General features: G+C 64.9%; 21 protein-coding genes. 13 read left to right on the top strand and 8 right to left on the bottom strand.

Translation table 11 applies throughout. From position 1 onward, the window contains the following. Positions 1-122: 122 nt before the first annotated feature. From hflK to ACPFMJ_RS02095, 4 genes are all read left to right on the top strand, one after another. Positions 123-1,265 (top strand): FtsH protease activity modulator HflK, encoded by a 1,143-nt coding sequence (gene hflK / locus ACPFMJ_RS02110; RefSeq protein WP_424362231.1) that lies wholly within the window; start codon positions 123-125, stop codon positions 1,263-1,265. Next, on the top strand, positions 1,262-2,194 hold the full coding sequence (gene hflC / locus ACPFMJ_RS02105) for a protease modulator HflC (protein ID WP_424362230.1): 933 nt from the start codon (positions 1,262-1,264) through the stop codon (positions 2,192-2,194). Before hflK ends, hflC begins: the two co-directional genes overlap by 4 nt. Positions 2,195-2,328: 134 nt before the next feature. Next, a complete protein-coding gene (locus ACPFMJ_RS02100) occupies positions 2,329-3,819 on the top strand; it encodes a DegQ family serine endoprotease (RefSeq protein WP_424362229.1) in 1,491 nt (496 codons plus the stop codon). A 33-nt stretch (positions 3,820-3,852) separates the two neighbouring features. Further along, positions 3,853-4,332, top strand: coding sequence for a VOC family protein (locus ACPFMJ_RS02095; RefSeq protein ID WP_424362228.1), 480 nt, complete (start codon positions 3,853-3,855; stop codon positions 4,330-4,332). A gap of 4 nt (positions 4,333-4,336) precedes the next feature. Here ACPFMJ_RS02095 and serB read toward each other — a convergent pair whose 3' ends face one another. Then, positions 4,337-5,221, bottom strand: coding sequence for a phosphoserine phosphatase SerB (serB, locus tag ACPFMJ_RS02090; protein WP_424362227.1), 885 nt, complete (start codon positions 5,219-5,221; stop codon positions 4,337-4,339). A 206-nt stretch (positions 5,222-5,427) separates the two neighbouring features. On the opposite strand from serB, the gene miaA reads away from it, so the two are divergent. Further along, positions 5,428-6,348 carry a tRNA (adenosine(37)-N6)-dimethylallyltransferase MiaA gene (gene miaA, locus ACPFMJ_RS02085; RefSeq protein ID WP_424362226.1) on the top strand — a complete coding sequence of 307 codons (921 nt, stop codon included), beginning with the start codon at positions 5,428-5,430 and terminating at the stop codon, positions 6,346-6,348. Here miaA and ACPFMJ_RS02080 read toward each other — a convergent pair. Further along, on the bottom strand, positions 6,276-7,154 hold the full coding sequence (locus ACPFMJ_RS02080) for an RMD1 family protein (protein ID WP_424362225.1): 879 nt from the start codon (positions 7,152-7,154) through the stop codon (positions 6,276-6,278). The two genes, miaA and ACPFMJ_RS02080, sit on opposite strands and share 73 nt — an antisense overlap. Before the next feature lie 133 nt (positions 7,155-7,287). On the opposite strand from ACPFMJ_RS02080, the gene fdxA reads away from it, so the two are divergent. Then, complete coding sequence (gene fdxA / locus ACPFMJ_RS02075) at positions 7,288-7,626, top strand: ferredoxin FdxA (protein ID WP_424362224.1); 339 nt, start codon at positions 7,288-7,290, stop codon at positions 7,624-7,626. Positions 7,627-7,947: 321 nt separating this feature from the next. On the opposite strand, the gene ACPFMJ_RS02070 is transcribed toward fdxA, so the two are convergent. Continuing rightward, a complete protein-coding gene (locus tag ACPFMJ_RS02070; RefSeq protein ID WP_424362223.1) occupies positions 7,948-8,610 on the bottom strand; it encodes a hypothetical protein in 663 nt (220 codons plus the stop codon). Here ACPFMJ_RS02070 and ACPFMJ_RS02065 point away from each other — a divergent pair. After that, on the top strand, positions 8,591-9,673 hold the full coding sequence (locus ACPFMJ_RS02065; RefSeq protein ID WP_424362222.1) for a CarD family transcriptional regulator: 1,083 nt from the start codon (positions 8,591-8,593) through the stop codon (positions 9,671-9,673). The genes ACPFMJ_RS02070 and ACPFMJ_RS02065 overlap by 20 nt on opposite strands. An 80-nt stretch (positions 9,674-9,753) precedes the next feature. On the opposite strand, the gene ACPFMJ_RS02060 is transcribed toward ACPFMJ_RS02065, so the two are convergent. The 3 genes from ACPFMJ_RS02060 to ACPFMJ_RS02050 form a co-directional block, all read right to left on the bottom strand. After that, positions 9,754-10,641, bottom strand: a complete 888-nt coding sequence (locus tag ACPFMJ_RS02060; protein WP_424362221.1) for an RNA polymerase factor sigma-32 — start codon at positions 10,639-10,641, stop codon at positions 9,754-9,756. A gap of 118 nt (positions 10,642-10,759) precedes the next feature. Next, a complete protein-coding gene (locus ACPFMJ_RS02055; RefSeq protein WP_424362220.1) occupies positions 10,760-12,241 on the bottom strand; it encodes a M48 family metalloprotease in 1,482 nt (493 codons plus the stop codon). Next, complete coding sequence (locus ACPFMJ_RS02050) at positions 12,225-13,097, bottom strand: thermonuclease family protein (RefSeq protein ID WP_424362219.1); 873 nt, start codon at positions 13,095-13,097, stop codon at positions 12,225-12,227. The genes ACPFMJ_RS02055 and ACPFMJ_RS02050 overlap by 17 nt, the downstream gene beginning before the upstream one ends. Before the next feature lie 149 nt (positions 13,098-13,246). On the opposite strand from ACPFMJ_RS02050, the gene ybgF reads away from it, so the two are divergent. The 3 genes from ybgF (at position 13,247) to ftsH (ending at position 17,316) form a co-directional block, all read left to right on the top strand. After that, positions 13,247-14,266 carry a tol-pal system protein YbgF gene (gene ybgF, locus ACPFMJ_RS02045; RefSeq protein ID WP_424362218.1) on the top strand — a complete coding sequence of 340 codons (1,020 nt, stop codon included), beginning with the start codon at positions 13,247-13,249 and terminating at the stop codon, positions 14,264-14,266. Positions 14,267-14,288: 22 nt separating this feature from the next. Continuing rightward, on the top strand, positions 14,289-15,293 hold the full coding sequence (gene tilS, locus ACPFMJ_RS02040; RefSeq protein WP_424362217.1) for a tRNA lysidine(34) synthetase TilS: 1,005 nt from the start codon (positions 14,289-14,291) through the stop codon (positions 15,291-15,293). A 103-nt stretch (positions 15,294-15,396) separates the two neighbouring features. Next, complete coding sequence (gene ftsH / locus ACPFMJ_RS02035; RefSeq protein ID WP_424362216.1) at positions 15,397-17,316, top strand: ATP-dependent zinc metalloprotease FtsH; 1,920 nt, start codon at positions 15,397-15,399, stop codon at positions 17,314-17,316. Positions 17,317-17,364: 48 nt separating this feature from the next. Here ftsH and ACPFMJ_RS02030 read toward each other — a convergent pair whose 3' ends face one another. Both ACPFMJ_RS02030 and arsC read right to left on the bottom strand, forming a co-directional pair. Beyond that, positions 17,365-17,664, bottom strand: a complete 300-nt coding sequence (locus tag ACPFMJ_RS02030) for a PilZ domain-containing protein (RefSeq protein ID WP_424362215.1) — start codon at positions 17,662-17,664, stop codon at positions 17,365-17,367. A 71-nt stretch (positions 17,665-17,735) separates the two neighbouring features. Further along, the gene (gene arsC / locus ACPFMJ_RS02025) at positions 17,736-18,101 is read right to left on the bottom strand and encodes an arsenate reductase (glutaredoxin) (RefSeq protein WP_424362214.1); all 366 of its coding nucleotides are present in this window, start codon (positions 18,099-18,101) and stop codon (positions 17,736-17,738) included. A 153-nt stretch (positions 18,102-18,254) separates the two neighbouring features. Here arsC and glmM point away from each other — a divergent pair, with 153 nt between their 5' ends. From glmM to ACPFMJ_RS02010, 3 genes are all read left to right on the top strand, one after another. Continuing rightward, positions 18,255-19,601: a phosphoglucosamine mutase gene (gene glmM / locus ACPFMJ_RS02020; RefSeq protein ID WP_424362213.1), complete on the top strand. Its 1,347-nt coding sequence runs from the start codon at positions 18,255-18,257 to the stop codon at positions 19,599-19,601. A gap of 217 nt (positions 19,602-19,818) precedes the next feature. Continuing rightward, positions 19,819-20,682: an outer membrane protein gene (locus ACPFMJ_RS02015; protein WP_424362212.1), complete on the top strand. Its 864-nt coding sequence runs from the start codon at positions 19,819-19,821 to the stop codon at positions 20,680-20,682. 309 nt (positions 20,683-20,991) lie between these two features. Then, a complete protein-coding gene (locus ACPFMJ_RS02010) occupies positions 20,992-21,609 on the top strand; it encodes a hypothetical protein (protein WP_424362211.1) in 618 nt (205 codons plus the stop codon). Positions 21,610-21,790 lie beyond the last annotated feature (181 nt).

The raw sequence follows: 21,790 nt of genomic DNA, 5'->3' as shown, positions 1-21,790 counted from the left end.
TAACTCCTCCGCCAATGCATTTAGGCCGCCCGTCATTGCCGCCACGCCGGCGAATGCCTATAACATGGGAGGCGCGGCGAAGCCGCAGCGCCAGAGGCCACAACCAATCTCCGCGAGAAAAAATGCCCTGGAGCGATCAAGGCGGCCCGCGCAATCAGAACAATAATCCGTGGGGCCAGCCGGGAGGCCCGTGGGGCCAGGGACCGGGCGGCGGCGCGCAGCCGCCGGACCTCGAAGAGCTGCTGCGCCGCAGCCAGGAGGGGTTGAAACAGTTCCTGCCATCCGGCTTTGGCGGCGGGGGTCTGGCGATCCTCGTTCTCCTCACCCTGCTCGCCTGGCTGTTGTCGGGCTTCTATACGGTCGGGCCGAACGAGATCGGCCTCAACCTGATCTTCGGCAAATATCGCGGCAAGACGCAGGCCGGCCTCAATTATAACCTCCCCGCCCCTGTCGGCTCGGTCGTCAAGCTCGCTGTGACCGATCGCAACGTCACCGATGTCGGCTTCCGGGAAGAAGCGGCGCCGGTCGAGGGACGCCGCCGCAACGCGCAGGCCGTCCGTCTCGGCCCGGACGCGCCCGAAGAAAGCCTGATGCTGACCGGCGATGAAAATATCGCCGACGTGAAGTTCCGCGTCATCTGGCAGATCGATCCATCGAAGCCGGAGGAATACGCCTTCAACGTCGCCAATCCCCAGACGACCGTGAAGGCGGTCGCCGAAAGCGCCATGCGGGAGATCGTCGGACAGTCGCAGATCCAGAAAATTCTCACCGCCGACCGCAAGGTGATCGAACCCGCCTGTCAGGCGCTGATGCAGAAGGTTCTGGACGAATACAAGAGCGGCGTCCTTGTGCTGCAGGTGCTTCTCTTGTCCGTGGATCCGCCGCAGCAGGTCATCGCGGCCTTCCGCGACGTGACGGCCGCACAGCAGGATTTGCAGCGACTCGGCAATGAGGCCGAGGCCTATGCGAATCGCGTGGTGCCCGAGGCGCGCGGCGCGGCGGCCGAAATTCTCCAGAAGGCCGAGGCCTATCGCGAGCAGATGGTCGCCGAGGCGCGTGGCCAGGCGGGGCGCTTCGACAAGATTTACGAGCAATACAAGAACGCGCCCGCCCTCACCCGCCAGCGTCTCTACATCGAGACGATGGAGCGTGTGCTGGGAGGCGCCGAGAAGGTGATTCTCGACGATCCTTCGAAGGGGGGCGCCTCCGTCGCGCCCTTCGTGCCCCTGCCCTCCTTCGCGCCCTTTCACGGAGGACAGAAGTGAAAAACGGCCTCCTCTTCGCGCTCGCCCTCCTCGCGATGATCGCCGTCGCCGTCGCGGGCGGCGCGCTCTTCACAGTCGAGCAGACCGAGCAGGCGCTCGTTCTGCGATTTGGCGAACCCGTCGCGGGCCGCGGCCTCATCACCGAGCCAGGCCTGCATTTCAAGATTCCGGTGATCGAGAACGTTGTCACTTTCGATAATCGAATCCTCGACGTGGAGAGTCCGAATCTCGAAGTGCTCGCCGCCGACAATCAGCGCCTCGAGGTCGACAGCTTCATCCGATACCGCATCATCGACGCGCTGAAATTCTACCAGTCGGTCAACAGCGTGCAGGGCGCCAACAACCAGCTCGGCTCTGTGCTGAACTCGGCCGTTCGCCGTGTGCTGTCGGAGGCCAATCAGCAGCAGATCGTGCGCGACGAGCGCTCGGCCCTGATGGCGAAGATCAAGAAGCAGGCCGATACGGAAGCGCGCCGCTTTGGCGTCGAGGTCGTCGACGCGCGCATCCGCCGGGTCGACCTGCCCCAGCAGATTTCCGAAAAGGTCTATGGCCGCATGCAGACCGAGCGTCCGCGCGAGGCGGCCGAATATCGAGCCCAGGGCGCGGAGCAGGCGCAGAAGATCACCGCCAAGGCCGACCGCGACGTGATCGTCCTGAAGGCCGAGGCGCAGCAGAAGGCCGATCAGATCAAGGGCGAAGGCGACGCCGAGCGCAACCGCATTTTCGCCGAAGCCTTCGGCAAGGATCCCGACTTCTTCGCCTTTTATCGCTCGATGCAGGCCTATGAGGCGGCGTTCAAGCCGGGAGAAACGCGGTTTCTCGTCAGTCCGCGTTCCGATTTTTTCCGTTTTTTCTCAGCGCCCGAGGGCGTGGCGGCGCAGCAAAGCGCGGCCGGACTCCCGACGACGCCGGCCCAGAAGCGTCAGTAGCCAAAGCGCGACGGCGACGCGGCGCAGACTGCGGGTCGTCGGCCTTGAAATCATAATGGAATCAAAAAACTGGCGCAGGTTCTCCTTTTCTGCGAAGTTGCGCCCCAATACTTGTCCCGCAGGAGACAGCACGCATGATATCCGCATTTCGCCGCGCCGCGCTGGCGCTCGCGACGGCCTCTTCTCTGTGGCTCGCTGGCCCCGCCTGGGCCAAGGGGCCCGACTCTCTCGCCGATCTCGCGGCGCAAGTTTCCGACGCGGTCGTCAATATTTCCGCGACGCAGACGGTCGAGGCGAAGCGCGGCAAGGGCGGCGGCGAGATGCCCGGCATGCCGCCGGGAATGGGCGGCCCCGGCGCGCCCTTCGACGACCTTTTCGAGGAATTCTTCAAGCGCCGTCAGGGCCAGGGCATGCCGGACATGCCCCGCCAGCGCAAATCCTCGTCGCTGGGCTCCGGCTTCGTGATCGACGCCTCGGGCATCGTCATCACCAACAATCACGTCATCGCCGACGCGAATGAAGTGACTGTGATCTTCAACGACGGCCAGAAGCTCAAGGCGGAGGTCCTCGGCAAGGACCAGAAGGTCGACGTCGCGGTGCTTCGCGTGAAGCCCGAGAAGCCGCTCAAGGCGGTGAAGTTCGGCGACAGCGACAAGGCGCGCGTTGGCGACTGGGTGCTCGCGGTCGGCAATCCCTTCGGCCTCGGCGGTTCAGTGACGGCGGGCATCGTCTCGGCGCGCAACCGCAATATCGATAGCGGCCCCTACGACAATTACATCCAGACGGACGCCTCCATCAACAAGGGCAATTCCGGCGGCCCGCTGTTCAACATGGATGGCGACGTCATCGGCATCAACACCGCGATCCTCTCGCCTTCGGGCGGCTCGGTCGGCATCGGCTTCGCGACGCCCGCCAACACCGTCATGCCGGTGATCGAGCAGCTCCAGCAATATGGCGAGACGCGACGCGGCTGGCTTGGCGTGCGCATCCAGAATGTCGACGACGCCATCGCCGAGACGCTCAATCTCGGCTCCGTGCGCGGCGCGCTCGTCGCGGGTGTGGACGACAAGGGCCCGTCGAAGCCGGCCGGCATCAAGGCCGGCGACGTGATCGTGAAGTTCGACGGCAAGCCGATCAAGGAATCGCGCGATCTGCCCAAGCTCGTCGCCGCGACCCCGGTCGGCCGCGACGTCGAGCTCGTGATCATGCGCGGCGGCAAGGAAGAGACCAAGAAGGTGAAGCTCGGCCGCCTCGAAGACGGCGAGAAGGTCGCCTCGAAGGAGTCGGGCGAGAAGGACAAGCCCGAATCGTCCAGCCCGTCGTCGCAGAGCGCGCTGGGCATGGAGCTTTCGCGCCTCACCGACGATCTGCGCGCGCGCTTCCAGATCAAGGACACTGTGAAGAACGGCGTGCTGATCACCTCGGTCGATCCGTCCTCCAGCGCCGCCGAGAAGCGGCTGCAACCGGGCGAGATCCTGCTGGAGGTGAATCAGGAGCCGGTCAGCGATCCCGCCGACGCGGTGAAGAAGATCAAGGCGCTGAAGGAAGCGGGCAAGAAGACCGCCCTACTTATCGTCGCGAACGGCGCCGGCGACGCGCATTTCGTGGCGCTGCCGGTCGAGTAAAAACGCCCGGCGCCGTCGATTGGAGGACAAACGATGGCGCCGCGCTTGATCCCCACCCTTTGGTATTCGGAGAAGGCGGAGGAAGCCGCCGCCTTCTACGTATCGCTGCTTCCGGAATCGCGCGTGGACTGCGTCAGGGCGCTCCCCGCCGACAGCCCGAGCGGGCCCGCCGGCTCGGTCAAGATCGTCGAGTTCACCCTGCTCGGCCGGCCTTTCATGGCCTTCAGCGCCGGACGGTTCGAGGACTTCAATCACGCGATCTCCTTCTCGATCGAGTGCGACGACCAGGCGGAAATCGACCGCCTGTGGGAGGCGCTCGGAGATGGCGGAACTTATGAGCCCTGCGGCTGGCTGAAGGACCGCTACGGCGTTTCCTGGCAGATCGCGCCCAAAGCGCTCGGCGAGTTGATGAAGGACGCGGATCCTGCCCGCGCGCGGCGCGTAGCCGAAGCGATGCTGACGATGACGAAGCTCGATCTCGCAGCGCTGCAACGCGCTTACGACGGCGCGTGAGTCGTCAGGCAATAAAATCCGCCTTCCGGTAGCCCTGCGCGTAAAGCAGCGCGCTCAAATCCGCATGATCCACGCGCGCATGCGCCGCCTCCGCCACCTTCGGCTTGGCGTGATAGGCGACGCCGAGGCCCGCTTCGCGCAGCATGTCGAGATCGTTGGCGCCGTCGCCGATGGCGAGCGTCGCTTCGTGCGGCAGTCCGAGACGCTCGCGCAAACCCGCGAGCGCGGCGCGCTTGCCTGCCCTGCCCTGCACGGGATCCTTCACGACGCCGGTCAACGCGCGATCGACGATCTCCAGCCGATTCGCGAAAGTCTCATGGAAGCCGATGCGCGCCGCGACCGGTTCTGTGAAAGGCGTGAAGCCGCCAGTGACGAGCGCCGTATGCGCCCCATGGGCGCGCATCGTTTGAACCAGGGCGCGGGCGCCGGGCGTCAGCGTGATGCGCGTCACCAGCGTCTCGATCTGATCGAGCGTCACGCCCGCAAGCAGCGCGACGCGCTCGCGCAGCGCCGTCTCGAAATTCAGCTCGCCCGCCATGGCGCGCTCGGTGATGATCGAGATCCGGTCGCGAATGCCGATGAGCCCCGCAAGCTCGTCGATGCATTCCTGCTCGATCATGGTCGAGTCCATGTCCGCGACGAGAAGCTTCTTGCGTCGTCCATCCACAGGCTGAACGATGACGTCGATGGGCGCGGCGGCAAGCGCCAACTGAAGACCAGCCCTCGACGCATCGAGATCATCGCTATCGAAAAAAGCGTCGCAGGCCAGCTCGGGCGCAAGCCAATCCAGCGCGAACGCGGCAATGCTGGCGCCCTGCAAAGCGCGACGGACGGCCGCCTCGCCCAGCGACGCGCCCTGCCCCGCGACAAAAGTCGCGACGCTTTTCATATCGCAACCCTGTCCAGAGCGACCTCATCCTGAGGAGCGGCCGCAGGCCGCGTCTCGAAGGACGAGGGCGCGACACCCCGTGTCGACGCCTTTCCTCGCCCTTCGAGACGCACGCCAGCCGGCGTGCTCCTCAGGGTGAGGAAACGCTTTTGGACCCTTGCAAGGATCGCCTTTGACATCTCGCTCATTTACGCCGCAATAGCGCCATGCCCCGCGCCATTCTCATTGCAGGTCCGACAGCCTCGGGCAAGTCCGCCCTCGCGATGCAGCTCGCCAGGCGCCTGGGCGGCGCGGTCGTGAACGCCGACTCGATGCAGGTCTATCGCGACCTGCGCGTCATCACGGCGCGGCCGACGCCGGAAGAAGAAGCGGAAGTTCCGCACCTCCTCTTCGGCCATGTCGACGCGAGCGTGAATTACTCCGTCGGCCGCTATCTCGCGGATTTGGCGCAGACGCTCAAAGACCTCGATGCGCGCGGCGTCACGCCGGTACTGGCCGGCGGAACGGGTATGTATTTCAAGGCGGCGCTTTATGGACTCTCCGACATCCCCGCCGTGCCGGAAGACGTGCGCCTGCAGATACGCGAAGCGGCGCAAGGAAAGAGCCCCCAACAGCTCCACGAAGAGCTCGCGGCGAGGGACCCCGAAACCGCCGCACGGCTGCGCCCGACCGATCCGCAGCGCATCATGCGCGCGCTGGAAGTCTTCGCCGCAACGGGAAAGCCCCTCGCCTCATTCCAGGGACCGCGCAGCGCGCCTCTGCTCGACGCCGCGCAATGCCCGGCGTTCTTTTTGGCGCCGGAACGCGAGACGCTCTATGCGCGCATCGACGCGCGCTTCGACAGGATGATGGAGATGGGCGCCCTCGGCGAAGTCGCCCGATTACGAGAGCGCCAACTCGATCCCGCGCTCCCCGCCATGCGCGCCCATGGCGTGCCGGGACTGATCGCTTATCTCGACGGACGCGCGACGCTCGACGAAGCGATCGTGAGGGGCAAGCTCGACACGCGCCATTACGCCAAGCGTCAATTCACCTTCGCAAGGCACCAACTGCCTCACTTCGCATGGCTCTCCGGCGCCGAGACATGCGGGGACGTCGAAGCCGCGTGCGTGGCGTGGGGGCGCTGATCGACGAAAATCTGAAACAGCGACAAGCCGAACTCCATCGCGATGAGCACGATGATGATCCATTCGAGCCGTACCGACCGATCGGCGTCGATGAGATCGGTGAGGGCGCGCGCCGTTTCGCCAATAACGTCGATCTTGGCGTTGAGCGTCCGCCCGCGCGCCTCCAGCTCATATTCGTCTTCGAGACGCGCATAGAGACGCTCGAGATCGGGCCGGTCCCAAAGCACGTCGGGCTTGTCCTCGACGGCGACGCGGCCCGAGACGCGATGGCGCACGAGCAGCGTCTGCCCAATGAGCTCCAGCATCGACTTGCGCTTCCACGGCGGGCGGCCCTTGCTCGCGAGTTCCGCCGCGAAGGGCTCGATCGTGTCGAAGACGGCGTTCACGCGACGCTCGTCGCGGGCGAGCGCCACGCTCTTGGCCAGCGCGTCGGCGATCACGAGCAGCCGCGCCTCGGAAAGATCCTTCACGGCGAGGCGGCCATTGAGCAGCGCCTTTTCCTCGCCGTCATGCGCCGTCTCGATGACGAGCGTCTCGTCGTCGCCGCGCGACGCGCCGGCGACCCGCGCGCCGATCTTCGTGACGATCTCGTCCTCTTCCAGCGGCGACAGGCCGAAGAGTACCGCGACCCCGAAGCGGTAGAGAACCGCGAACCCCGCCTGCCCCACGTGAAAGGCGAGCGGCGACGTCGATACGAGGTCGGCGCGCTCCAGACCCACAGTGTCGATCCGCTCGCCGAGCAACAGAGCGCGCGCCGTGGTGGTCTGCGTGACCGCGGATGTCGGTCTGAATTCGGTCTCTGTCATTTCAGCCTACTGTAAACCCCATTGTGGACCGCAAGGCGGCGGCGCCAAAATGGCTTTCATGCATGCCTTGCATGACGGCGGCAAAAACGCTAGCTAGCGCACCAATCCGCGCGAAGCGCTCAAGAGAACCCACATGACTTACGTCGTCACGGAAAACTGCATCAAGTGCAAGTATATGGACTGCGTGGAAGTTTGTCCGGTGGACTGCTTCTACGAAGGCGAGAACATGCTCGTCATCCATCCGGACGAATGTATCGACTGCGGCGTCTGCGAACCGGAATGCCCCGCCGAGGCGATCAAGCCCGACACCGAGGAAGGGCTGGAGAAGTGGTTGCAGCTCAACGCCGAAATGGCCCAGAACTGGCCGAACATCACCATCAAGCGCGAGCCGCCGGCGGACGCCAAGGAGTGGGACGGCAAGCCCGGCAAGTTCGAGGCGCACTTCTCTGCCGAGCCCGGCGAGGGAGATTGACGGCTGCCGGCGCCCGCCTTGCGGGCGCCGAATCGAATCGGCTCGGAAAGCGGCGCCAACCCGGCGGCCGTAAATAGTTTCCACATTATTAATAACGCCGAATACATATTATTTTCCTGAACTTGGCTATCGGCTCGCAATCCTTCGGCTTGATCGCGGCCGAGGGTTATCTTTGATTTTTGCCCCGCGGCATGATATAGAGTCCGACAGAGGATCGCCGCCCCTTGGCGACCGGATGAATCCGATAGTTTGCCTCCAAGCAAGAGAAAGCGCGCGCTTGACCGTTGTGTCCAAAGCCCGACTCCGTCGCCGCCGCTCTAGCTAAGGTGCCAGATCGAAAGACTTGCCGGCCCTGCGGTTGCACCGTGGGACGGTAGGGGATCTGCAATTTCGCCCCGTCTCCACAGCGGGGCGCAGAAGGAGTGTCCCGCGTATGCCGTCCGCCACGAAGAACGAGAAGAAGAAGGGGGCCGGCGTCACAACAGCGTCTTCGCGCTCCCGGGGGTCGGCGACGAAGAACGCGTCGCAATCCGCCCGGTCTCGCGCGACGGCCTCCGCCTCGACCCAGTCAAGCAAATCCAGCGCCAGCAAGGCCGCCAAGGCGGCGACCAAAGGCAAGACTTCGTCGAGCGCCAAGACGGCGTCGAAGGCCGCTGCCGCCCCCGCCAAGGCTCCTGCCAAGGCGGCGGCGAAATCTGCGAAGACCGCGGCGAAGACCAGCAGCGCCAAATCCGTGACGAGCGCGAAGACCGCAACGACCGCGAAGTCTGCCGCGAGCGCAAAGGCGGCCGCACGCGCCACCGCGCCGGTCAAGAATTCCGCTGCTCGCGGGGGCGTGTCCGGCAAGACGAGCGCCAAGTCGGCCTCTTCCAAGTCGGCCGCTTCCACGATCGCGTCAACGTCTGTCGCGCCGGCAGCCAAGACCGCGGCGGCGAAGACGCCCGTCAAGGCGGCGGCCAAGGCGGTGAAGAACGCCGTCGTCACCGCGAAGGCCCCTGTGCCGGAGGCGAAGACGCCCGCAGCGACGGCTCCCACGCCCAAGGTCGTGAAGCCCGCCGCCGCCAAGGCGCCCCAGCTCGCGCAAGCCGTGAAGCCCGCGGAAGTCACAAAGCTTACGGTCGTCCCCAAGCCGGCGGAGCCCGCGAAGGCCCCGGCTCCCGCCAAGGCTCCGGAGCCTGCGAAGGCTGCGGCCTCGACCGTTTCCAAGATCGTCCCGGCGACTGCGCCGGCGGCGACCGTCGCCGCGCCGAAACCGGCGCGCGACATTACTCCTGCTTCCCCCGCTTCGGGAGCCGCGCAGGCGGCCTCCGCGGCGGCTGGTAAGACCTCCTCAACCACGACAGCCGGCGAAGACAAAAAATTGGCAAAACGAAACGAGCCCCCCGTTACGACGGCGACGCCCGTCGCCGCCGAAAAGACTGCGATCGACACCCGGGTTGCTGCGAAGCCCGCCCCCGCGCCGGCGAAGGCGAAGCCGGCAACCCCGAAACACGGCTTCAAGCTCAATGAGTTCATCGTGTATCCGGCGCATGGCGTCGGCCAGATCGTCGGCGTGGAGACTCAGGAGGTCGCGGGATTCAGCCTCGAACTCTTCGTGGTGAGCTTCATCAAGGATAAGATGATTCTCAAGGTCCCGACGAGCAAGGTCGGCAATGTCGGCATGCGCAAGCTCGCCGAGGGCAATGTGGTCGACAAGGCGCTCAACACGCTCAGCGGCCGCGCGCGCATCAAGCGCACCATGTGGTCGCGCCGGGCGCAGGAATACGAGGCGAAGATCAACTCTGGCGACCTCGTAACGATCGCCGAAGTCGTGCGTGACCTCTACCGTTCCGACACGCAGCCCGAGCAGTCCTACTCCGAGCGCCAGCTCTACGAGGCGGCGCTCGACCGTATGGCCCGCGAAGTCGCCGCCGTCCGCAAGCTGATCGATTCGGAGGCGCTCAAGCTCATCGAATCCTTCCTGCAGAAGGGACCACGTCGCGGCCAGAAGACCGACGCCGATGTGGCTGACGAGGCCGACGAAGAGGATGTCGATCGCGCCGCGTAAAGAGACCTGGCTCGCATAGAGTGCACAAAAAAGAGCCCTCCGTTCATTGAGCGGAGGGCTTTTCGATTCCTGGCGTCCTCTCAGGCCATCGGTGACGCGGCCTCGTCGGGCGCATCGTCGTCCTTCAGTTTCGACAGCGCGCGACGCAGCTTCGTCAATGCGCGGCTCTCGATCTGGCGGACGCGTTCCTTGGAAATGCCGAGCTTGTCGCCGAGCGTTTCGAGCGTCACGAGATTTTCCGTCAATCGCCGCTCCTGCACGATGCGCAATTCCCGCTCCGACAGGATGGCCAGCGCGTCCTTTAGCCAGCGCGCGCGGCGGTCGGTATCGAGATTTTGCTCGACCACCTCGTCGGGAAGCGGGGCGTCGTCGACCAGAAAATCCATGCGCTGCGCGGAGCCCGCCGACTCATCGTCGACAAGCTGGGCGTTGAGCGAGACGTCGGAGCCCGAAAGTCGCGAATCCATCATTTCGACATCGGCGCGGGACACGCCGAGCGTCTGCGCGATCCGGTCATAGGCGTCGCCCGTGCTGAAAGCCTCGGGTTCGCGCGCCAGACGGGCCCGAAGGCGACGCAGGTTGAAGAAGAGCGCCTTTTGCGTCGAGCTTGTGCCGCCGCGAACGATCGACCAGTTGCGCAGCACGTAATCCTGTATCGAGGCGCGGATCCACCAGGTGGCGTAGGTCGAGAAGCGAACGTCGCGCTCCGGGGCGAACCGCGCCGCGGCCTCCAGCAGACCAACATGGCCTTCCTGAACGAGGTCGGCGATGGGAAGCCCATAGTGGCGGAACTTGGCGGATATGGCGATGACCAGCCGCATATGGGCGGCCGTCAGCTTATGCAGAGCCCGCCTGTCGCCATTGTCGCGCCACGCGATGGCGAGCTGCTTTTCCTCATCTCTTTCGAGAAAAGGGGCGTCCGCCGCCGCCTTCATCAATTCTCTGCCGAGACCGGGAAGATACGCCATGGCCGAATCTCCATAGCGCGCTATCTCTTTGTTATGACGAAGCGAGATATCCGCGCGATTTGAACAACTCTAAGCGTTCAACCCGCGGGCAGCCGTCATGTTCCCGGATGCGCCTCCCCTACTCCGTTACGATTTTGTAACGCTCGCCCGCCACGACCTGTTCGCTCTCATCCAACCCATTGAGAAGACGGAAGTATTCGAGCGGACGGTTAGGCGTCGTCATATGCGTGGCGAGGCTCTCCGTCGTGTCTCCAGGAGCGGATGAGATTACAGAAATTTTAAGTCCGTGCGCCTCTTTGGCCTCCTCCGGCGTGAGGCGACGGAAAGTCATGATGGATTCCATGAATTCCTTCTCGGCCTGGTCCGTAAGCGCCTTGGCCGCGTAAATCAGTCGATAGAGATAGTCCCCCGACTGGATCACGGCGAGGCGGAAGTTCCATTCTCCAGCGCGCGCCACCGCCGTCACCGCCGGCAGGCCGTTAATGTCGAGCCTCCTCACCGACGACGACAGCAGGCCGTCGACCCAGCCAGAATTGACATACGCCTCCAGGCTCTCGAGTTGCGGATTGCGCACCGTATCGAGCCGGAGCGCCTCATTGTCCGCCTGACGAACGCCGAAAACCGCCTCGCTGGAATTTTCCAGCAGGAAACCTTCCGGCGCGGTGAATGTGAACTTGAGGCGCGGATGGGTGAACTTGCGGTCGCGGACGTAGCCTTCCATCGGGTCGTCGCCAAAAGCGACGCCGTTGATCGCCGCAAGATAGCCGGCGCGGTCGCGTTGGCCGATGCCCGGCGCGCTGATCTGGCGCGCGACCCCGACAGCGCGCGCAACGCGCTCGGGCGTCGACGGGTGCGTCGACATGATGTCGAAGCCCATGGAGTCCTTGCGCTTGCCGTAGAGCGCGGCGCGCAGCTCTGAGGACCGGCCCAGCGCCGTCAGAAAACGCGAGGCGCCATAGGGGTCGTATCCGGCCCGCGCGATGACCTTCACGCCCGTCTCGTCGGCGTCCAGCTCCTGCTGGCGGGAGAAGCTCGCCACAGAGAGGCGCTGCTTGGAGCGCTCCTCTTCGCCCTTCTGGCGGCTCTGAATTACAGTCGCGGCCTGGGAGATCACCGCCGCCTCGCGCTCCTTCTCGGCGCGCAGGGCGCTGTGGCGCAGCGTGACGTGGGCGATTTCATGCGCCATCACCGCGGCGGCCTCGGAGGCGTCGCCGGCCAGCGCCAGAAGGCCGCGCGTGACGTAAAGATTGCCCGAGGGCAGCGCGAAAGCGTTGACCACCGGCGTATTGAGGATCGTGACCTTGTAGGCGGTCTGGCCGGGCGTGTCGCTCGACTGGGCGAGCTTGGCGAGAATGGCGTCGAGATAGCGCTCCGCCGCCGGCGCCTGATATTCGCCGCCGAACTGGTTGAGCAATTCCTTGTGCTGAACGGAGCCGCGGTTTTCGGTCTTCGGCGGCGCAGGCTTGGCGGGCGTCGTCGTGGGAGGGGGCGGCGCGGGGCCAAAAAGCTGGCCCTGACGCTCGAGCTCGGCGCAATCGGCCAGGAAAAAGGCGGAGGCGAGCGCAAGCGCGCGGCCGGCGCTTCTAAGGCCGGCCTTCAAGAATCTCGATCTCGGCTGGCGCGGAAATTTCCATGCGCGGTCCCAAACCTGTCTCAATCAACCCTCGCACGCGCGCCCGCCGCCCGATCAGCGTTCGGGGTTCGATTCCCGACGCCTGAAACATAGCCAAATTGCGACGCGAAATCACGACGGCGAAATCTTCGGCTCGCTTTTGGCCAAAATTCAGGTAGATGGCCCCGCGACTCTCGCCAAGGCTCGAAATCCGGCCTTCCACAACCACGATTCCCTTGCGCTGCAACAAGCCTGCGCCCTTGGCGGCGTCGAGGGGCCGCAAGCCCGTATCGGCCCAAAGCCCTCGCCCGGCTTCCCGCGCTGGCGACTCGGCCGCGAGATAGTCGCGCGCGCAGGGGGCGGCGGGCGCATCCGGCCGAAAACGCGCGAGCCCCTCCTCTAACAGGACGCCGCCCACAGAGACGAGCGACGCGTCCGGCCTCTCCCCCTGCGACGCGAAAACGCGCGCCGGGATGCGGCCCCAACGGTCGGCAGCGGCGGCGAAAGCGCCCAGAAAAACATCCCTCCCCGCGAGCCAGTCCGAGAGCCGCTTGCGGGCCGCAGCCCGGATGTCGCGGGCTCCAGCTGCGGTCGTCTGCGGAAATTCGAGCCCGGAGAGTACGGCGCGCCGGCCGTCGTCGAGAAGCAGGTCGAAATCGTCATCTATCGCCGCGACCGTCGCTGGGATCGCGTTTTCCAGCGAACAGGCGCCGGTTTCCGGCGCGGGAGCGAGGGCGGCGGCGCGGGATGCGAAGCACGAGAGGACGGCGATAACCCCGACCGGCCACGCGAGGGGCGGCTGAGCCCGCGCAAAGATTCGTCTGAAAAGATAACGGCTGCTCAAAATTCCGCTCCAAAACGAAGCCGATGCTAGACTTGACCTTGTCAATTCGCAACGCCCCGCCGCAATTACGCCCAACCCGCGCCTATGATGAGGCGGCAGCCAATTCGGCAAGGCTTACAGCGCGGCCGTTTCATCCCCACATCACGCCCATGATCTCTCGCATCGCTCTCACCGCCGCCCTCCTCCTCAGCGCGGGCGCCGCGCAGGCTTATGATCCTTATGGCCCCTCGCGGCCGGACTCCGACGTCGAACTGACGCAGGGGTACAACCGCCCGCCGGCGGATTTCGACGGCCCGCCCGGCGAGATCGACAACGCCGGCCCGGATACGGCCGCGATGATGACCCGCATCGACAGGCTCGAGCGCGACATCCGGCGCCTGACAGGCCAGAACGAAGAGCTGCAGCACAAGGTGCAGGTGCTGGAAGAGCAGCTTCGCGTCGCCAGGGAAGCCGCGCCGCATCCGGCGGACCCGGCCGCCGCGCCCCGTCCTGCGCCCGCCGCCGCCGTCCCTGGGCCAGCCGCGACGCCGGCATCCGGCATGAAGCGCGGCGACGCCTTCGATCCCGCAAGCGATCCTACCGCCCCCGGCGCGCCCAAGCCGCTCGGTTCGGCGGCTCCCTCCGCGCCCCTCTCCAATCCGCCCAAGACCGCCGCCGGCTCGGTGACCACGGCCCCGCCGCCGGTGCGGGAGGTCGGACAGCCTCTGGACATCGCCCATGGCCGCCTCGTCGGCGATCAGCCGAGCGCGTCGCCGGAAATCGCGCCGGCGCCGGTCGCCGTCCCGCCGGGTCCGAAGGAAGAATATGAAGACGCCGTCGCCACGCTGAAGGCCGGCAAATTCGAAGCCGCCGAGAGAGAGCTTCAGGCATTTCTCGCCAAGAACCCGAAGAGCAAATACGCTCCCGCGGCGACCTTCAATCTCGGCGAGAGCTTCTTCCTGCGCGGGCGCCACCGCGAGGCGGCGGAGAAGTATCTCGAAATCTCCCAGAAATTCGGCCAGTCGGCCCAGGCGCCGGACGCGCTGCTGCGCCTCGGCCAATCGCTCGGCGCCATGGGGGCGAAGGATCAGGCCTGCGCATCGTTCAATGAGATCGGGATGAAATATCCGGGCTCATCTGCGCGCATACGCGACGCGGCGGCGCGCGAGAGCAAGAAACTTTCGTGTTGATGTCGCGCGCCGGGCGCTGATTTTGGACGAGACGAGGGCCCTCGACCTACTGCGCCCGCATCACGGCCTTCTGCTCGCCGTGTCCGGCGGGCCTGATTCTGTCGCCCTGATGCTGCTTTGCGCGCAATGGGCCGAGCGCGCCGCCCATGAAATGGCGGTCGCGACGGTCGACCACGGCCTGCGCGCCGGCGCCCGGGCCGAGGCCGAGCAGGTCGGCGAATGGGCGCGGGCGTTGGGCTTCGCGCATCATCTACTGACCTGGGAGGGCGACAAACCCTCGACGCGGATCCAGGAGCGCGCGCGGGAGGCGCGCTACGGCCTGCTCGAACGATGCGCCAATCAAATCGGCGCAGGCGCGATCGTCACCGCCCATCACGCGGACGATCAGGCGGAAACCATCCTCTTTCGACTGATGCGCGGCTCTGGCGTCTCGGGCCTCGCAGGCATGGCCGCCGAGTCCCGCTGCGGGACGGTGGCGCTTTTGCGGCCCCTGCTCGGCTTTCCGAAAAGCGTGCTTGTCGGCATCTGTGAAAAGACGCGCCATCCTTTCTTTTCCGACCCCTCCAATGCGGACGAGACCTATGCCCGCGCCCGACTGCGCCAGCTCATGCCGACGCTCGCGCAACAGGGCCTCGATCCGCAGGCGCTGCTGAGGCTCGGAGCCCGCGCCGCCCGCGCCGACGCCGCGCTAACGTCGTGCGCGGCGGCGGCCCGAGCCAAGGCGCTTCTCGACAGCGACGAAAGGCGCGCGCGCTTTGACCCAGTGGGCTTGCGCGAACTCCCATTGGAGCTTCTCCAGCGCGTCCTCGCCATCGAGATCGAGCGCCTCGCCCCGGCGGCGCAACTTCGCCTCGACCGGCTGGAACGGGCGGCGCTGCGCCTATCGCAAGCTCTGAAATCCGGCGCGCCGCTGCGCTTGACGCTGGCCGACATCCTCCTTGAATTTCAATCAGACGGCGTCACCCTCCTCCCGGCGCCGCCCCGCCGCGGCCGTGCGCCCAAATCCGGCGATAATCCCTTGACCTGAGCCAAGCCTCTCTTGGCAAGGAACAAGGGCGCGCCTAGATTATTTGCAACTAGTAGCGCTCCGGGGGAATGGTCCCGCGTGGGCCCTCCATTTGGAATAGGCAATGAACGCAAACTTCAGGAACCTCGCCTTGTGGGCCATCATCGGCCTGCTGGTGGTGGCGCTTGTCATGCTGTTCCAGCAGCCCGGCCAGCGTACGCCGATCCGGGACATTTCGTTCAGCGAACTGCTCACGCAGATTGATCAGGGCCGCGTCCACGACGTGACCATCGCCGGGAACGAGGTCGTCGGCCACTTCAACGACAACCGGCCCTTCACGACCTACATTCCGAACGAAGCGAACCTTATCCCGCGCCTTCAGCAGCACAACGTCTCGATCAGCGCCAAACCTCTGAGCGACGGCTCGAGCTGGATCATGACGCTGCTGCTCAACGCGCTGCCGCTCGTCGCCTTCCTCGGCGTGTGGATCTTCCTTTCCCGCCAGATGCAGGGAGGGGCCGGCCGCGCGATGGGATTTGGCAAGTCGAAGGCGAAGTTGCTCACCGAGATGGCGGGCAAGGTGACGTTTGAGGACGTCGCGGGCGTTGACGAGGCGAAGGAGGATTTGCAGGAGATCGTGGAGTTCCTTCGCGATCCGGGCAAGTTCCAGCGCCTTGGCGGCCGCATTCCGCGCGGCGTGCTGCTCGTCGGCCCGCCCGGCACGGGCAAGACGCTGCTGGCGCGCGCCATCGCGGGCGAAGCGGGCGTGCCCTTCTTCTCGATCTCGGGCTCCGACTTCGTCGAAATGTTCGTGGGCGTCGGCGCGAGCCGCGTGCGCGACATGTTCGAGCAGGCCAAGAAGAACGCGCCCTGCATCATCTTCGTCGACGAAATCGATGCGGTGGGCCGTCATCGCGGCGCCGGCCTCGGCGGCGGCAATGACGAGCGCGAGCAGACGCTGAACCAGCTGCTCGTCGAGATGGACGGCTTCGAGGCGAATGAAGGCATCATCCTCATCGCCGCGACGAACCGTCCGGACGTGCTCGACCCGGCCCTGATGCGTCCCGGCCGCTTCGACCGCCAGATCACCGTGCCGAACCCGGACTTCATCGGCCGCGAGAAGATCCTCAAGGTTCACGCCCGCAAGGTGCCGCTGGCGCCGGACGTCGACCTCAAGGTGGTGGCGCGCGGCACGCCGGGCTTCTCGGGCGCCGATCTGATGAACCTCGTCAACGAGGCGGCGCTGCTCGCGGCGCGTCGTTCGAAGCGGATCGTCACGAATCAGGAGTTCGAGGACGCGCGCGACAAGATCATGATGGGCGCGGAGCGTCGCACCCTCTCCATGACGGAGGAGGAGAAGAAGCTCACGGCCTATCATGAGGGCGGCCATGCGCTGGTTCAGCTGACGGTTCCGGGGGCGATGCCGATCCACAAGGCGACGATCATCCCGCGCGGCCGCGCGCTGGGCATGGTGCAGGGCCTGCCGGAGCGGGATCAGGTGTCCCAGACCTATGAGCAGCTGACGGCGATGCTGGCGATTGCGATGGGCGGCCGCGTGGCGGAGGAGATCATCTTCGGCCACGACAAGGTGACGTCCGGCGCGGCGTCGGACATCCAGCAATGCACCCGCGTCGCCCGTGCGATGATCACGCAGCTGGGCTTCTCGGACAAGCTGGGGACGGTCGCCTATGCGGAGCCGCAGCAGGAGCAGTTCCTCGGCTATTCGCTCGGCCGGCAGCAGACCCTCTCGGAGGCGACGCAGCAGACGATCGACGCCGAGGTCCGCCGCCTGGTTCAGGAGGGCTATGACAAGGCCAAGCAGATCCTCACCGATAAGAAGGCGCAGCTCGACACGCTGGCCAATGGCCTGCTGGAGTTCGAGACCTTGACGGGCGAGGAGATGAAGGGCCTGCTTATGGGCAAGCGCCCGGTGCGCGAGGACACCAGCTCCTCCGCCCCGCAGCCCCCGCGCGGCTCCGCCGTCCCCACCACCGGGCAAAAGCCCGAGCCGGATGTCGGCGGCCTCTCGCCGAACCCGGTGTAAAAAAAACAAAAGCCCGGCGAATTCGCCGGGCTTTTTTTTGCGTTGGTTTCAAGCCGACGGTCCGTCGCCTGTTGGGGGACGTCGCGCGTCGAGGCGCAAGACGTTTGGTGCGAATGCGAGCCCAATCTCGCTCTCCTGGCGCCACACCACCTGGGCGCAGCGCCGTTCGCTGGTTTTTTCGATGACGAGATCCAGAATATCCGGCAGCGCGATGTGCTGGTCGCAGCGCAGCCGCGCGCCCGCCTCGCTCAAATCTCGCACGACGCATTCGAAGGTCGAGCGTCCGAAAAATTCGATCTTCCCGCTCAGGAGAGTCCTGCGCCGGTAATGCCTGCGTCTTTCGACCATAATCAACGCTCCGCAATAAATACAGCCACGTTATAGTTAGATCAGAAACACGCAGAAATCTCAACTCATTGTTAAGGTTTACGCGCCTGCTCCATCAAGGCGGCGACCTCTTCCGCTGGCCGGCAAAGCGCCGCCTTCTCCCCCATGACGACGATGGGCCGCTCGATGAGAATCGGGTGCTTCTCGATCGCGTCGAAGATCTGCTCGTCCGTAAGGGCGGGATTGTCGAGGCCAAGCTCCTCATAGGGCGTGCCGCGCTTGCGCAGGATATCTCGCACATTTTTACCCATGCGCGCCAAAATCCCCTGCAAGGTCTTACGATCCGGGGGATTCTTCAAATATTCGACAACTTCGGGCTCATATCCCGCCTCGCCGAGCGCGGCGAGAACCTTACGGGATGTTCCACAGGCGGGGTTATGATAGATGACGGGGCGCATTTTCTCTCCGGTTGCGTTCAAGTTGGGCTCTTCCAGTTAACTCATGATTCAGATTCTGGCATACGCTTGGCTATAAATCCGGCAAATTGTATCCATCTGAGAAGACGTATCACTCCGCGTAAGATTGCGCTTGTCGTGTGAAAAGGAATGGAAATGTCGCGTAACTATTTCGGGACGGACGGCATTCGCGGCCTCGCCAACGTCAAGATCACGCCTGAGCTCGCCCTCAAGGTGGGACAGGCCGCCGGCCTCATCTTCCAACGTGGCGAAGGACGCCACCGCGTTGTGATCGGCAAGGACACGCGTCTGTCCGGCTATATGATCGAATACGCGCTCGTCGCGGGCTTTACCTCGGTCGGCATGGACCCGCTGCTGCTGGGTCCAATGCCGACGCCGGCCGTCGCCATGCTCACGCGCTCGATGCGCGCGGATGTGGGCGTGATGATCTCGGCCTCGCACAACTCCTTCGAGGACAACGGCATCAAGCTCTTCGGGCCTGATGGACACAAGCTCTCGGACGAAATCGAAACAGAGATCGAGCAACTGCTCGACAGCGACCTCAGCCGTCGCCTCGCCTCGGCGAACAGTCTCGGCCGCGCCCGCCGCATCGACGACGTTCGGGCGCGCTACATCGAATTCGCGAAGCACACCCTGCCCCGCAACATGAGCTTCGAGGGCCTGCGCGTGGTCATCGACTGCGCGAACGGCGCCGCCTACAAGGTCGCGCCGGAAGCGCTGTGGGAGCTTGGCGCGGAAGTCATCGCGATCGGCGTGGAGCCCGACGGCTTCAACATCAACCGCGATGTCGGCTCGACCTCGCCGCAGGCGCTGCGCGCCAAGGTGCGTGAGCTGCGCGCCGATGTCGGGATCGCGCTCGACGGCGACGCCGACCGCGTCATCATGGTCGACGAGACCGGCGCCGTCATCGACGGTGATCAGGTGATGGCGGTCGTCGCGCAGAGCTGGCGCGAGCAGGGACTTCTCGCCAAGCCCGGCGTCGTCGCGACGATCATGTCCAATCTCGGCCTGGAGCGGCATCTCAACGATATGGGACTGACGCTGGAGCGCACCGCCGTGGGCGACCGCTACGTCATCGAGCGCATGCGCCAGGAAGGCTACAATGTCGGCGGCGAGCAATCGGGCCATGTGATCCTGTCCGATTATTCGACGACGGGCGACGGTCTCGTCACCGCCATGCAGGTTCTGGCGGAAGCCAAGCGCAAGGGCCGGCGGATCAGCGAGCTCTGCCACTGCTTCGAGCCCCTCCCCCAGGTGCTCCAGAACGTGCGCGTCCACGGGCGCCTGCTGGAAAAGGATTCCGTCGTCGTCGCGATCGATTCCGCCCGCGCCCGGCTGGGGAATTCGGGCCGCATCATCGTTCGGCCTTCGGGAACCGAACCTGTGGTGCGCGTGATGGCGGAGGGCGACGACCGCGACCTCGTCGAGACGCTCGTCGCGCAAGTCTGCAACGCCCTTCGGGAATCCGCCGAAGCGGCGTGACGCTTGCGCTGAAAAAAGGCGCGGCGGGCCGGCAAATCCCCGGCCCGCCGCGCCTTTTTCGATGCCAGAAGTCTTAACGAATATAGTTAGTTGCAGGAACTTCTGGTTAAGCGGTAAGGTTAACTTCGCTTTAAGTCTTCTCGGTCATGTTTACCCCCGATGGCAAAGCGCCACGGGACCGCTCCGCGGCCCACTTTACGCAAAAGGGGAAGTAAACATGGGCCGTTCATTCGCCCTCCTTTTAGCGGCCGCAATCGTCGCCGGAGCCGGCGGCGCAAAGGCGGCCGATCTTCTGCCGCCGCCTCCGCCGATGGAGCCGCCCCCGCCTGTCGAGTTCGGCGGCTGGTATCTGCGCGGCGACGTGGGCGTCGGCGCCTACGAGCTGAGCGGCCTGCGCTCGACTTTCAACGATCCGACTGTCGTCGTCCCCGCCCCGCTGTTCAACGGCTACTCGATCGGCGACGCCGCCTTCGCGGGCGCCGGCGTCGGCTATCAGTTCAACAACTGGTTCCGCTTCGACGTCACCGGCGAGTATCGCACCGCCGCGCAATACAGCGCCATTCAGAGCTACACCGACATCTGGAGCGCGCCGGGCTTCTCCCCCTGCGGCATCGCCGCCCGCTGCCACGACGTCTATCACGGCCAGCACAGCGCCGCGGTCTTCCTGGCGAACGCCTATTTCGACCTCGGCACCTGGTACGGCATCACGCCCTTCGTCGGCGGCGGCATCGGCTTCGCCACCAACTTCCTGAACAACTGGTACGACATTTCGGCCCAGCCGGCCGGCGGCTTCGGCTATGCGTCGGACAGAACGCAGACGAACTTCGCGTGGCAGGTCGGCGCCGGTCTCGCGTACAACGTCACGCCGAACCTGAAGCTCGAAGTGGCCTACCGCTATCTCGACATGGGCAAGATGTCGACGGGCCAGATCGTCTGCCAGGGCGTCGTCGTCTGCGCTCGCGAGGTCCAGAGCTTCAATCTCGCCTCGAACGACATTCGCCTGGGCTTCCGCTACGTGATCCCGTCGCTGGTCCCGCTTCCCCCGCCGCCGCCTCCGGGCCCACTGGTGCGGAAGTATTGATCGGAAGACGTCGGTCTGAATTCGAACGGCGCGGGCCGATCCCGCGCCGTTTTTTTTGGAAAGGCGCGAAGAGCCGCTTGGACGTTGTCCTGGACGTACGACGCCACCGACAATCGGGCTTCCGAAACGCGCAACGGCGTCACTTCCGCCTATGCCTACGCCGCGACACGGCCCCTTCGGCGACGTGGCGGGCGTGTGGGCCGACCCCGGCGTAACGCAGTACATGCGCTTTCCGGGGCAGTGGTTCCAGACGGAAAGCGGGCTGGCTTATAACTGCATCGCCATTACGACGCGACGCTTGGGCGGTATGTGCAGCCGGATCCGATCGGGTATGCAGGTGGGAGGAGTTATTTTTCCTATGCGGGGGCGAGTTCCCTTGCGAAGGTCGATCCCCGAGGGCTTAATCCGGCGCTAGGATGTGTAGTAGGTGCTTGGGCTGGTCCCCTTGGCTGTGGCGTTGGTGCGGGAATCGGCGCTGCCATTTTGGGTGGGACTGCACTCGCTGCGACTTCCGTATTAGCCATGAAATCAAAAGAAATCCTCGATGTGATAAGCGCAGTGACGGCGTCGGCAGACGACATCGAATCATTCGTGCGGCGTCTGGATATGAATATCGAGAGATCCGCAATTCGGAAGGATAAATTATTCTACGGAACTGCTGATATAATTGGCGTTCGCTTGCATTTCGTAAGCTCAAAGAGCAACGGGTTTATCAACCTTGATTTTATACCAATCGATACTTTGGTGCTGTCAAACCACGAAATGGAATTATTATCAGAAAAAGATTTTAAGGTTGAGAGGTCAAATCGTACCAACGGATCCTGGTATTCAAAGGACATCGGGAATTTTCGTGTCGGCCTGAGTTTTTCGAACGGGACAAACTCAGTTGTCGGCTTTTTTTGTCGCCAAAAACAAATAGACGCATAGCGCCCGCACGGGGCGCGCTGCGATTAGCTACAGCGCAGATACGACCGCCCGCAACTCACGGGCCAGATGATTATGCATGGCTTCGCGCGCTGGCGCGGTGACGAGTGAGAATTGGAAGGCCGGCCTTCCAGGGCTTCCAGACCAATGCCCCCGCTTCGATCCTCCCTCGTCCGAATAGCCC

The organism is Methylocystis parvus, assembly GCF_049675845.1.
In the GTDB taxonomy this organism is placed as follows: Bacteria; Pseudomonadota; Alphaproteobacteria; order Rhizobiales; family Beijerinckiaceae; genus Methylocystis; species Methylocystis parvus_A.
Note: the sequence above shows the minus strand (reverse complement) of the source record. Positions and strands in the feature narration are given on the sequence as shown.

Coding starts and splice junctions, on each gene's coding strand:
- glmM (WP_424362213.1), top strand. CDS start 18,255: ATGTCGCGTAACTATTTCGGGACGGACGGCATTCGCGGCCTCGCCAAC.
- ACPFMJ_RS02060 (WP_424362221.1), bottom strand. CDS start 10,641: ATGGCGTATCTTCCCGGTCTCGGCAGAGAATTGATGAAGGCGGCGGCG.
- ACPFMJ_RS02015 (WP_424362212.1), top strand. CDS start 19,819: ATGGGCCGTTCATTCGCCCTCCTTTTAGCGGCCGCAATCGTCGCCGGA.
- ACPFMJ_RS02100 (WP_424362229.1), top strand. CDS start 2,329: ATGATATCCGCATTTCGCCGCGCCGCGCTGGCGCTCGCGACGGCCTCT.
- ybgF (WP_424362218.1), top strand. CDS start 13,247: ATGATCTCTCGCATCGCTCTCACCGCCGCCCTCCTCCTCAGCGCGGGC.
- hflK (WP_424362231.1), top strand. CDS start 123: ATGCCCTGGAGCGATCAAGGCGGCCCGCGCAATCAGAACAATAATCCG.
- fdxA (WP_424362224.1), top strand. CDS start 7,288: ATGACTTACGTCGTCACGGAAAACTGCATCAAGTGCAAGTATATGGAC.
- ACPFMJ_RS02030 (WP_424362215.1), bottom strand. CDS start 17,664: ATGGTCGAAAGACGCAGGCATTACCGGCGCAGGACTCTCCTGAGCGGG.
- ACPFMJ_RS02080 (WP_424362225.1), bottom strand. CDS start 7,154: ATGACAGAGACCGAATTCAGACCGACATCCGCGGTCACGCAGACCACC.
- serB (WP_424362227.1), bottom strand. CDS start 5,221: ATGAAAAGCGTCGCGACTTTTGTCGCGGGGCAGGGCGCGTCGCTGGGC.
- ftsH (WP_424362216.1), top strand. CDS start 15,397: ATGAACGCAAACTTCAGGAACCTCGCCTTGTGGGCCATCATCGGCCTG.
- miaA (WP_424362226.1), top strand. CDS start 5,428: ATGCCCCGCGCCATTCTCATTGCAGGTCCGACAGCCTCGGGCAAGTCC.
- ACPFMJ_RS02095 (WP_424362228.1), top strand. CDS start 3,853: ATGGCGCCGCGCTTGATCCCCACCCTTTGGTATTCGGAGAAGGCGGAG.
- arsC (WP_424362214.1), bottom strand. CDS start 18,101: ATGCGCCCCGTCATCTATCATAACCCCGCCTGTGGAACATCCCGTAAG.